We start from the raw sequence: 12,744 nt of genomic DNA on the forward strand, positions 1-12,744 counted from the left end.
AATGCAGTTGGCGTCTTTTTTTATGTGGCTAGATGGTTTAGTTTTTTATGACAATTTTTAAAGGAATTCGAAAGACCTGACCATTTTCAATCACATTGTAGTCTACTTTTTTATAGTTTAATCTTGCTTTTACAAAACTATCCATTAGTTTGTTTTCTGATTTAACAGAAAGTACGACCAACTCTCTTTCAGTAGTAATTGTAAAACTAATTACTGCCTGAGCTTCATTATTTTCTAGCTCCATTCTTGGAGATTGCAATAACTTAACGATTTCGTTTCTTAATTGTTCTGCGGGCTTAGCGTCGTCAGAAGCGATAGCAATGTGTAATCCCAAAGAAACAAGGATAATAAAAGTTAACTTTCTCATGATTTGAAGTTTTAAAGGTTTTTAATTACACACCAAAATTACTTCATGACCATGTTTACAACCGGATATCATTCATTACCAAATGGTAGTGAAAATATCAATTAAGTGCATATTTTTTTCGACTTAATATTTAGGTAACAATCATTGCTTACATAAAGATTAACAGTGATTTAATAAAGAAAATGTTGTTCTTTTTAGCTTTAATTGAAAAAGAAGAATGATTTTAAAATAAATTAGTACAGAAAATGCAATTTTTATTCTTAGCCATGTTAAAAAAAGATTGATTCTGTTATGCTTAGATTATTAAAACACCAATCTAAACACAGTTTCTTTATTAGGTATAGAATACACATTTAAACTTCCTCCATGTAACTGCATAATTTGTTTAGATAGACTTAAACCTATACCAGTACCTTGTTCTTTAGTTGTAAAAAAAGGAACAAAAATCTGATCTAAAACATCCTGCGGAATTCCTGGCCCGTTGTCTTTAATGGTAATAAATTTGTAGCCTTCACTACTCATTCCCGATTCAATATGAAGCTGTGCGTTTGCTGTTGTGGCCATTGCTTGTATGGCATTTTTGCAAAGATTGAGAAGCACTTGCGAAAGTTGCTTTTCATCAGCAAAAAGCTCTAATTCCGGATGGTGATTGGTAATGGTACAAGCATCTTTATTAAAACCGGCTTCCTGAATGGCAAGCATTTTAATTCGTTCAAGCAGTTCTTTTACCAAAATTATTTTTTTATCAGGTTTAGGGACGCTTAAAAAACTACGGTACGATTGTACGAAATTCATTAAATCTTTACCCTGATCTTTAATTACACCTAGCCCTTTTGCTGTATTGTCTAGTTTAGTTTGATCAAAGTTTTCAACGGTTGTAGTGTCATCACCAACTTTAAAATAGTTTAATATCGATTCTGATATTGAAGTAATTGGCGCGACCGTATTCATGATCTCATGTGTTAACACCCGAATTAATTTTATCCAAGAATCGGTTTCTTTTTCCTCGAGCTCACTTTTAATATCCTGAACAGTAATCAATCGAAGCAACTGCTTGTCTACATTAATCTCAGTCGATTTGATAGCTAATTGCACAGTTTCGCGTTCATTGGTAAGTTGAAACACTTTTCGCTCAAAAGGTTTCATTTCTTCAAACAACTCATACAGATTATTGTCAACTTTTTTTAGCTGTTTAATGTGATTTAAAGGAGTATAGTTTAAAAGTTGCTCAACTCTAGGGTTTACAAATAAAATGTGGCCTTTGTCATTGTGCGTTAAGACCCCTATTTGCGCTTGTTTTAAAATTTCTAAATAGTACTGTTCCTGCTCTTGCTTTTTAATGTGAACTTCTTGTATTAATGAATTAAGGCGATTAATACTTTTGTTTAGTTCCTTGAAACTGGTCACATTTTTTTGATCGGGAAATTTTAGTGTAAAATCTTCGTTTTTAATAGCATTAAAAAAATAGGCGATTTTTCGGTTAGTACTATCAATATATTTAACAAGTGAAATCGTTTGCACGATCACTACAGCCAACAATATGATTACAAATAAGTACTCTGTTTTAGTAAAGAAATAGGCGGCTAAAAATATAGTAACGACCATAAATAGCACTCGGATGGTAATTCGCGTGTAAAAGTTTTCTCCAATCATGACATCCCCCATTTTTTAAGTTTGTTATACAAGGTTTGTCGGGAAACACCCAACTGATCAGCTGCAGCGCTATAATTCCCGTCATGAGCTTGTAGTGCACTTTTGACCATTTGTTTTTCCATCTCATCTAAGGTTGCGGGATTATTATCGGGTATATCATTTTTCGAAGGACTTAATAAAAAGTCTTCTGGTTTCAGTACATTTCCGTCAGATAGAATTACAGCACGTTCCATCGTATGTTGAAGCTCTCTAATATTACCAGGCCAACGGTAGCCAAGTAATTTTTCTTGCGCAGTTTGATTCATCCTTAGCTGAGGTTTGCCATATTTATTACTGAACTTATTTAAGAAGAATTCTGCCAGTACAATAATGTCATTTTCGCGATCTCGAAGAGGAGGCACTTCAATGTGAATGGTATTGATACGGTATAATAAATCTTCTCTAAAAATACCATTTGAAACCATTTCAGGAAGGTTGCAATTGGTAGCGCAAATGAGCCGAATATCAACAGGAATATTTTTGTTTGATCCTACACGAACAATCGACCGGTTTTGAATAGCCGAAAGTAGTTTAGCTTGGGTTTGTAATGATAAATTTCCTATTTCATCAAGAAACAACGTTCCGGAATTCGCCGCTTCAAATTTTCCTGCCCGATCTTCTTTTGCATCGGTAAAAGAGCCTTTGGTGTGACCAAATAATTCACTTTCAAAAAGTGTTTCGGAGATCGACCCCATATCAACTCCGATAAATACCTCCTTTTTACGGGTTGATTCGCGGTGTAATTCTCTAGCTATAAGCTCTTTTCCTGTTCCATTTTCTCCGGTGATTAAAACATTTACATCAGTCCTCGCTACTTTTCGAACAAGATTCAGCACATCATGCAATGCTTTCGAATTGCCGACAATTAAATTTCTGTCTTGATTGATGACTTGTTTTAAATTCTTTTGGCTGCTTTTAAGCTGTTGTACTTCTTTTTTAGATTTTCTGAGTTCAATTGCCGACTTAATAGTCAGTAATAGTTTCTCATTTTTCCAGGGTTTTAAAATAAAATCCAATGCGCCTTCTTTTACTGCAGTAACAGCAAGATCAATCGCACCATAAGCAGTCATCATAATTACCGAAATACCAGGAGCTTTTTTCTTGATTTCCTTTAACCAGAACAAACCCTCATTTCCGGTATTGACCCCTGCAGAAAAGTTCATATCGAGTAATACAATATCAAACTCTTCTAATTTAGGGTATGATGATATCTGATTTGGATTGGAGATTGCCTCAACTTTTTCAAATTCAAATTGAAGAAGGATCTCAAGTGCACTCAAAACACTTTTATTATCGTCTACAATTAATATGTTCGCTTTTTGCATATTTTCATCATTTTCTGACACCGGCAGGAAGAGCTCCTTTCCTCTCAATTCCTATCGAGACAATATCAGTTAGGAGCTTAAGGTGTATCGATTGTTTAAAACTACAATTCTTATCGCAGCAATTTTTAAAACTGTAAAAAAAATAGACACTATTTGTATAAAATTTTTACACAGTATAATAAAACCCAAAAACAAATAATATTTAAAAGACTGATAATCAACAATATAATTTTGTGGCACGGCGATAGTATATAGTTTGGCATCATATACAATCAATAAATGAACAGTAAGTATTTATACACGATCATCCTTACCCTACTAACAATCAATGTTGGGTATTCTCAGCAAATGTGGAGTTTGGATGATTGTGTTTCTTATGCTCTCGAGCATAACCTGCAATTAAAGGATTTTGAATTCAACAAAGACTCTGGTAAAGAGACATACAGACAATCAGTTCGAAATTTATTACCAACAGTTGATGCATCCTCTAACTATTTTGTAAGATATGGCCGATCGATTGACCCGAATAACAACGCCATTGTATTTACCGATTTTTTCTCGAACAACTATTCGGTAGATGCTAATTTAGACTTGTTTAGAGGGTTTCAAAAATTAAACGCTATTAAGGCTTCGAAGCTCATTTATAAAGCGACCCAAGAAGAGGTGCAACAACAAAAGTACCTACTCGCTTTTAGAGTAATGGCAGCGTTTTATGATATCCAATTCATGGAAGGCCTACTTCAGATTTCTAAAGAGCAAGTTGAAGTATCACAAACAAATTACAATCTGGTAAAGAGGCAAGTTGAATTAGGACAACGAGCAGGAGCTGATTTGTACGAAGCGGAGTCAGCCTTATTGGCAGATAAATTATTAGTTACCCAAAATGAAAATACATTAAAAACAGCAAGGCTTACCTTAATGCAAGAAATGAACTTAGAGGGTCAATCTACCATAGAAATAAATAGTATTTCTGCTTATGACCCAGACCAAAGTAATGAGGCAAAAGTCGTTGATCAAGATTCTATTTTTACAAACGCTAAAGGGTTTATTCCCATTGTAAAAGCGCAAGAATTAAGAGCAGAGGCCGCTAGAAAGCAACTGGCTGTTGAAAGAGGAAATTTATATCCTTCGTTGCGATTATTTGCCGGTTATGGTACCGGTTATTTCGAAACCAATACGAATGATGATGGTAGCGTTATACCATTTAATACTCAGATTACGGATAATGCTTCACAATTTGTTGGGGTTGCACTTAATATTCCTATCAGTAATGGCTGGTCGGGAAGGTCAAGAGTGAAGCAACAAAAAGTGGAATTGATGAGGGCTCAGAATAACTATGAGGTGCAGAAGCAAGAGTTATTTCAACTTATACAACAATTAGTTCAAGACGGTGCTGCATTGACAACCGAATCTGATCAAAGTGCGCAGCGTGTAAAATCACAAGAGCTATCTTTTAAAATCGCACAGAAACGCTATGAAAAAGGTTTAATAAATGCTATTGAACTTAATCAAGCAAAAAACTTATTTGCGACAGCGCAAAATGAAAACCTGCAGGTAAACCTGCGATTAAAAGTAAATAAAAGTACGTTGGATTTTTACAACGGACTACCGGTGTTTAATATTGATAATACAAAGTAATGGACATAAAAATAGAAAAGAAAAAAGGACTTAGACCAAAGCACTACTTATATATAGGAATTGCCGCTCTTGTGCTGTTCACCGTGTGGAAATTGGCCTCAGGAAGTTCAGGATCTACCTATAGAGCTGAGAAAGAAAAGGTGTCTATTGCGGCTGTTTCCTTCGGAAAGTTTGATGATTATATCACCATTAATGGGTCGGTTGCGCCAATTAGCACGATTTATATGGATGCTTATGAAGGAGGTCGCGTCAGTGAAAAATTGATCGAAGAAGGCGCGATGGTGAAAAAGGGAGATATTATATTAAAATTAGAAAACAGTAGTTTATACGAGCAGATTTTGGCCAGCGAAAGTAACCTTGCCTTAAAGCAGAATGACCTGCGTTCTACCAAATTGAATTTTGATTCTAGACAGGTGGAGGGAAGACGGTCATTAGCGACTGCTGAATACGATTTACAAAGAAACAAAAGAGCGTACGATCAAAATAAAACCTTGTTCGATGAAGAATTGATTTCTAAAGAAGTGTATTTGACTGCTAAGGAAAACTATGAACTATCGAAAAAGCAATACGAAATTGCTAAAATTCAAACAGAACAAGATGATAAATTACGTAAAACGTCATTAGCTGGTTTAGATACCGATCTTGACAGAATGCAGAAAACACTTTCTATGGTATATGAACGACTCGACCATTTAAATGTTCGTGCTCCTGCTGATGGACAACTAGGGTTTCTAGATGCAGAAATTGGGCAAAATATTGGTCAAGGACAACGTATAGGTCAGGTGAATGTGTTGACCAATTACAAAATTGAGGCGGAGATTGACGAACATTATATTGATCGAGTAAAGCGCGAATTAAATGCTTCTTTCGAAAGAAACGGTAAAGAATATGAGCTAAGAGTTCGTAAGGTGTATCCGGAAGTTAGAAACGGGAGGTTTAAAGTAGATCTTGTATTTACATCAGATAAACCAGAAACCATCCGTACGGGTCAGAGTTACAATATTAAATTACAGCTAGGGGCGTCTAATGAAGCTTTATTATTACCAAAGGGAAGCTTCTTTCAAAGCACCGGTGGTCAGTGGATTTTTGTAGTAGACGCTGCTGGAAGTGAAGCCTTTAAAAGACCTATTAGAATAGGAAAACAAAACTCAAGATATTATGAGCTGTTGGAAGGAGTAGAGGCTGGCGAACAGGTAATTACATCAGGTTACGATAGCTTTGGTGATGCAGAACGAATCGTTTTAAAATAAGCTAAGCAAAATAAAAAAAATGAAATCAGGTCAGTTTTTAATAGTATCATTTTTAATGTTGTTGCATTGGAATAGCGTTATATCCCAATCAATAAATATAGGCGAGAAGCAAAATGAAAAGAAAGTTAGTGCTGTTAACAGAGATATTCAGGTGGATGAAAAAAACCGCGATGCAATAGTGTTTAATGCGCAAGAAGGAGATGGTCTCGGTATATTAGAAGATCAATCATTTGAACATGGCAAATTGATGTTGTCAATAAAAGGAGAGAATAAACCAGGAAGAAGTTTTGTAGGCTTCGCTTTTAATATTCAAAATGACTCCGTGTACGAAGCAATTTATTTTCGCCCATTCAATTTTGTTGCTAAAGAACAAATAAGAAAATCTCATATGGTTCAATACATATACCATCCTGAGTTTACCTGGAAAAAATTAAGAGAAGAGCGAACAGGTGAGTTTGAGAATGAAATAGTAAATCCGCCGAATCCAGACGAATGGTTTAAGGCAATAATTGATATTGATAAGAACTATGTAACTGTTTTTGTAAATGATTCAAAAACACCCTCACTTAAAGTTAAACGCCTTACCAAGACAAAATCACATAAAGTTGGGCTTTGGACCGGCTTTAACTCAGCAGGAAAATTTAAAGATTTAGAATTCATAACAATCAAGAAATGATACAGACAAAGAACTTAAAAAAGAGTTTTAGAACCGAAGAAGTTGAAACTTTAGCGCTTAACAACGTAAACCTAAGTGTGGCCGAAGGCGAGTTTGTCGCAATTATGGGACCTTCAGGATGTGGGAAATCTACCCTGCTAAATATTATAGGGATGTTAGATAACCCTACAGAAGGAACCTATCATTTTGCAAATCATGAAGTGGGTGGGTTAAAAGAAAATCAGCGTACAGGAATTAGAAAAGGAAATCTTGGGTTCGTTTTCCAGAGTTTTAACCTAATCGATGAATTAACGGTTTTTGAAAATGTAGAGTTGCCACTTATTTATTTAAATATGAAAAAAAGTGAGCGCAAGGAGAAGGTACTTAAGGTCCTTGAGCGAATGAAAATTGCACATCGCGAAAAGCATTTTCCGCAGCAGTTATCTGGAGGGCAGCAACAGCGTGTGGCTATTGCAAGAGCTGTGGTAACTAACCCTAAGCTAATTCTTGCTGATGAGCCAACAGGAAACCTTGATTCTAAAAACGGAATTGAGGTAATGAACTTATTAACCGAGCTTAATCAAGAAGGGACTACCATAGTAATGGTAACACACTCTGATCGTGATTCGCATTACGCCCACCGAGTGATCAACCTTTTTGATGGACAAATTGTAACAGAAAGTCAGAACAAACCATTTGCAGCTGCGGCTCCATCAGCCTAGCGCAGTTTTTTAAAAAAGACATCAATCAACCAATTAAATCAGGACTTACAAGGTTTTAAAAATCTAAACATCATCAATCAAAAATCAATCAACCACAACCATAAACCTTGTAAGTCTTTTACCTATTAACCACTTGTGCTGAACATGTTTCAGTATCATCAAAAAACGAGTCAGTTATGTTTAAAAACTATATCAAGATAGCCTTTAGAAACCTTTGGAGAAGAAGAGGGTTTTCTGCAATTAACATTATCGGGCTTGCCGTAGGTTTAAGCGCAACGTTTCTTATTGTATTATACATCAGTTTTGAGCTAAGCTATGATACTTTCCATACTAAAAAAGATAATATTTATCGTTTAATAGCTGATGTCGAAGTCCCAAATGATGTTTTAGAAATTGATCGCCCAGCACTGGCCGTTCCTTCTCATTTAAAAGATGACTTTGAAGAAATAGAAGACGCCGTTCGCGTAATGGGTCTATCCTTGGCGGTTCGAAATGGGGATTTAAAATTTAAAGAGGAAAATGCAGTTGCTGTAGACGCCACTTTTTTCGACATGTTCGATTATAACCTAATACAAGGAGATCAAGTAACTGTTTTAAAAGAACCATATTCTGTAGTACTAACCCCCGAGACATCAAAGCGATATTTTGGTACTGAAAACAGCATAGGCAAAACCTTAAAAATAAAAAATGAAGATATAAATGATTTAAGTTTTACGGTCACCGGCATTATGGAAGCGGCACCACAAAACTCACGTTTTCGACCGGAGTTACTTATTTCTTTTTCTACTTATTTTGATGGGGTCATGACCAACATAAATGATATGTGGGGAACTTATGATCCCGAGGCGTATGTCCGGATAAACCCCAATGTAAATGTGGCACAACTACAATCGAAGTTTCCTGCTTTTTTAGAGAAACATACCGGGGACCAAATGCGTCAAGATAAATCGTTGGTTACCTTAAAAATGGAGCCATTTCAAGATGTGTATTTGCGGTCTAATCGTAATCAAGGATTGAGTGGTGACATGAATTCTATTTATATTTTTTCAATAATTGCCATTTTTATACTGCTCATCGCTTGTATTAATTTTATCAATTTAACTACAGCCCGATCGGTAGAACGGGCAAAAGAAGTTGGAGTAAGGAAAGTAATTGGTGCAGAAAAAAGCCAACTGTCAAGACAGTTTATAGGCGAATCAATTATCATAGCGATATTAGCATTTTTTGTGTCAGTTGTTTTTTCGGCTATTGCCTTACCAGCTTTTAAGGAACTAGTGGGGAAGGAAATTAGTGAGGGAATTTTCTCAAATCCAAACTACATACTGGCCTTATTTATAACCTCATTGTTAATTGGCGCGCTTGCCGGAATTTATCCAGCGTTTGTACTTTCTTCTTTTAAGCCAGTTAATGTATTAAAGGGTAATTTTTCAACCGGAACTCGAGGTATTTTATTACGAAAAGGATTGGTAATTGCCCAGTTCACCATTTCTATTGCGTTGATAATAGGTACGATTGTAATCTATAAGCAAATGGATTATATGAGTAATCAAGAACTTGGTTTTAATAAAGAACATGTCGTTGTTTTAGAAACCGGTTATGTGCCGGAAAGAAAAATCCTTCAGCAAAAATTAAATAGAATACCAGGGATAAAATCAACTAGTTATACCTCTAGTATTCCCGGGGTTCAAAGCAATGTAGCATATTCATTAATTGAAGATAGCACCAATGAACAGTTGGTGGTGCATATCGATGCTTTCTTTGTTGACTATGATTTTATGAATCAATACGGCTTAAAAGTCTTAGCAGGAAGACCATTCTCTGAAGATTTTGCAAAAGACTCTACGTCTTCAATGATTATTAATGAACGAGCAGTAGCGCTATTGGGTTATGCCTCTCCAGAAGATGCGCTGGGGGCAAGTTTTTCTCAGTGGGGGAAAAAAGGAGAAGTGATTGGTGTGGTTCAAGATTTTCACTTTAAGTCACTACAGGAGAACATTAACCCTATGAGCATTACGGTTTCGCCATCAGGGGGAGATTTTTTATCCGTTACCGTGAGCTCAAATGATATCGCCCAAACGATGGCTGGTATTGAGAAAGAATGGAATGAGGTCTTGCCAACAAACCCATTTAACTACTATTTTTTAGATGAAGCTTTTGACAGGCAATACAGAACTCATGAACGTTTTGGGAAGATATTTGTCAATTTCGCCGTATTGGCAATATTCATTTCGTGCCTTGGCTTATTGGGCCTTGCTGCTTATAGCATGTTGCAACGCCGTCGCGAAATAGGCATTCGTAAAGTACTTGGTGCTTCCGTTAGCACCGTGGTGAATTTACTTTCAATAGAATTTATGAAACTTGTAGGGATTGCATTTTTAATCGCTGCGCCCATTGCGTGGTTCGCGATGCGATCATGGTTAGACAATTTTGCTTATAAAATAGATCTGCAGTGGTGGATATTCGTTCTTGCAGGAATAACAGCATCAATCATAGCCTTAGCAACAGTTGGTTTTCATGCGGTTAAGGCATCATTAGCTAACCCTGTTCATAGTTTACGAGCAGAGTAATCAATCAATCAATCAAAAAGCTGAACTTGTTTCAGCATCAAAAAACGAATTAGTTATGTTTAAAATATATCTTAAAGTAGCCTGGAGAAACTTAGTAAAAAATAAGCTTCAGTCGTTCATAAACATATTAGGTCTAACCGTTGGAACACTTAGTTGTTTATGCATATTAGTTTATGTTTCCGGTCAATTGGGGTACGATAAACATTATGCAGACGCAGATTCAATTTACCGAATACAAACTCATATTAATATGAGTGGTGAAATTGTACAAAATACGCATACAGCTACTAGCGGACCTCCAATAGCATTTGCGATGAAGGAAGATTTTCCTGAGGTAGCGGAAGCCTGCCGACTTGTTTACTTCGGTGAAGGAAACGAAAGTTTAATGCGAGCAGCAGATAGTAATACAGGCTATTATGAGCCCAGAGGATATGTAGCAGATTCTACTTTCTTCAATATTTTTAACTATCCGCTTATAGAAGGAACAGCAAAAGATGCATTGTCATCGCCAAGTTCAGTGGTTCTATCATCAGAACTGGCAAAAAAGATATTTGGTAATGAAAAATCGCTGAACAAAGTACTAGTATTGGGGGCGGGCGAAAACGCAATGAACGTAACTGTAAAAGGTGTTTTTGATGAAAATTTTGGAAAAACACATCTGAACCCAAACTATGTTTTAACGATGAATTCTCCTGGCTTAGGAGAGTTTGTGCGTAATGAAGATAATTATGCGACTCAAAACTTCACTCATTCATATGTAAAGCTAATTCCCGGTGCAAACGAAGTCTCTTTAGAAAAGAAACTTCCGGCATTTTTGCAAGAGCGTGGTGCTGAAGATTTGGCACAAGTGGGGTTCGATAAGAGACTAAGCTTACACCCTTTAACTGAAATTCATTTATACTCAAAGGGAATTGCCAACCAAATAGACAAAGTGTCCAATATTCAAACGCTATATATCATGTTGATACTAGCATTGATTATTCAGGTAGTTGCATGTATCAATTTTATTAATCTAAGCACCGCAAGAGCCAATAAAAGAGGTAAAGAAATAGGTGTAAGAAAAGTCGTTGGGGCAAAAAAGAGCTCTTTGGTGAGACAGTTTTTAGGCGAGTCATTGTTTTTATCACTTTTTGCGACATTAATCACAATACCACTGACCATTATTCTGCTTCCTTTTTTAAATGAAATTACTCAGGGGAGTGCAACTATAATGGATGTACTAAATGTCAAAATCCTTATTGCGCTTTTGGTACTTGGGGTGATTACTGGATTGGTAGCCGGTTTTTATCCGGCACTTGTTTTATCATCGATAAAACCGATCAAGGTATTGAAAGGTGTGGTGAACCTTAAGTCTTCTAATGGAAACTTCAGAAAAGCACTAGTTGTTTTTCAGTTTATAGTTTCTATTGGGCTCATTACGACGGTAATTATAGTCTCTCAGCAAATAAAATATGTACAAACTAAGGACATTGGTTTTGACAAAGAGAATTTACTGGCAATTCGTTTAGGAACAGATGAGCTTTCTAATAAGTACGATGCTATCAAAACTCAAATCTCTAAGGTTGCAGGTGTTTCAGAAGTTACAGGGAGTAATCATTACCCTTCAGAATTTATATTGGGCGATTTAGGGATGCATCTTCCCGGTGGTGACCCTTCGCAGCAAACACTTGTGCATTATACAGGAGTATCTGAAAATTACTTCAATACGGTAGGCACTCCTTTGCTAACAGGTAGAAGGCTTCGCGCTAACGACAGTACCCAAGTATTAGTAAATAAATCGACCATTGATGCCTTTAATATTCCGCTTGATAAAGCCGCCGGTGCCAAACTGGTGCAAAGCTATGAAGGTCAAAGTACCGAATATGAAATAGTAGGCGTTGTAGAAGATTATCACTTTGCAAGCCTAAAAGAAAGTATAGAACCCATGCTGTTGTTTTATGAAGATGAACCCAACTGGGTGGTTTTAAAAACCGAAACAAAAGATTTAGCCTCTTTGCTGTCGAATTTAGAAACAAGCTGGAAATCAGTGAATCCCTACGCTCCTTTTGAATATACATTTATTGATGATAATGTACAGAAAATGTTTGCTGAAGAGCAACGTCTTAGTAAGATAGCCAAGGTGTTTACGTTCCTTGCAATTTTAATTAGTTGTCTGGGCTTATTAGGACTTATTTCGTACATCGCCGAACAAAAGAAAAAGGAAATAGGAATTCGAAAAGTTTTAGGAGCCAGCGTGCAAAGTGTGGTGAAATTAATCACTAAAGATTTTGTGAAGTTAGTGGTCATTGCTTTCGTAATTGCATCGCCTATTGCATATTTTTTAATGAATCAATGGCTAGAAGAATTTGCCTATAAAATAGACATCAGCTGGTGGGTTTTTGCCTTAGCCGGAGGAGCAGCAATGATCATAACACTGTTTACTGTAGGATTTCAATCCATTAAATCTGCAGTAGCCAACCCAGTGAAGAGTTTGCGTACAGAATAATCAATCAAACTTAGCCGAACTTGATTCAGCATCAAAAACGAAT

The 12,744-nt window shown here is 36.2% G+C and carries 9 protein-coding genes; 6 read left to right on the forward strand and 3 right to left on the reverse strand.

Features of this window, described 5'->3' with window-relative positions:
• Positions 1 to 37: 37 nt before the first annotated feature.
• From ABN763_RS04760 to ABN763_RS04770, 3 genes are all read right to left on the reverse strand, one after another.
• Complete coding sequence (locus ABN763_RS04760; protein WP_410484288.1) at positions 38 to 367, reverse strand: hypothetical protein; 330 nt, start codon at positions 365 to 367, stop codon at positions 38 to 40.
• Between the two features lie 303 nt (positions 368 to 670).
• Positions 671 to 2,020 (reverse strand): sensor histidine kinase, encoded by a 1,350-nt coding sequence (locus ABN763_RS04765; RefSeq protein WP_410484289.1) that lies wholly within the window; start codon positions 2,018 to 2,020, stop codon positions 671 to 673.
• Positions 2,017 to 3,384 carry a sigma-54-dependent transcriptional regulator gene (locus ABN763_RS04770; RefSeq protein ID WP_410484290.1) on the reverse strand — a complete coding sequence of 456 codons (1,368 nt, stop codon included), beginning with the start codon at positions 3,382 to 3,384 and terminating at the stop codon, positions 2,017 to 2,019. The genes ABN763_RS04765 and ABN763_RS04770 overlap by 4 nt, the downstream gene beginning before the upstream one ends.
• Positions 3,385 to 3,663: 279 nt before the next feature.
• Here ABN763_RS04770 and ABN763_RS04775 point away from each other — a divergent pair, with 279 nt between their 5' ends.
• From ABN763_RS04775 to ABN763_RS04800, 6 genes are all read left to right on the forward strand, one after another.
• Entirely contained in the window at positions 3,664 to 5,022 is a 1,359-nt protein-coding gene (locus tag ABN763_RS04775; RefSeq protein WP_410484291.1) for a TolC family protein, read from the forward strand.
• Positions 5,022 to 6,272 (forward strand): efflux RND transporter periplasmic adaptor subunit, encoded by a 1,251-nt coding sequence (locus ABN763_RS04780; RefSeq protein ID WP_410484292.1) that lies wholly within the window; start codon positions 5,022 to 5,024, stop codon positions 6,270 to 6,272. Before ABN763_RS04775 ends, ABN763_RS04780 begins: the two co-directional genes overlap by 1 nt.
• Positions 6,273 to 6,291: 19 nt before the next feature.
• Positions 6,292 to 6,948: a hypothetical protein gene (locus ABN763_RS04785; RefSeq protein ID WP_410484293.1), complete on the forward strand. Its 657-nt coding sequence runs from the start codon at positions 6,292 to 6,294 to the stop codon at positions 6,946 to 6,948.
• Positions 6,945 to 7,649 (forward strand): ABC transporter ATP-binding protein, encoded by a 705-nt coding sequence (locus ABN763_RS04790; protein ID WP_410484294.1) that lies wholly within the window; start codon positions 6,945 to 6,947, stop codon positions 7,647 to 7,649. Before ABN763_RS04785 ends, ABN763_RS04790 begins: the two co-directional genes overlap by 4 nt.
• 176 nt (positions 7,650 to 7,825) lie before the next feature.
• Positions 7,826 to 10,216 (forward strand): ABC transporter permease, encoded by a 2,391-nt coding sequence (locus tag ABN763_RS04795; RefSeq protein ID WP_410484295.1) that lies wholly within the window; start codon positions 7,826 to 7,828, stop codon positions 10,214 to 10,216.
• Between the two features lie 55 nt (positions 10,217 to 10,271).
• Positions 10,272 to 12,701: an ABC transporter permease gene (locus ABN763_RS04800; protein ID WP_410484296.1), complete on the forward strand. Its 2,430-nt coding sequence runs from the start codon at positions 10,272 to 10,274 to the stop codon at positions 12,699 to 12,701.
• Positions 12,702 to 12,744: the final 43 nt, after the last annotated feature.

This window comes from Spongiivirga sp. MCCC 1A20706, assembly GCF_046524175.1.
Taxonomy (GTDB): Bacteria; Bacteroidota; Bacteroidia; order Flavobacteriales; family Flavobacteriaceae; genus Spongiivirga.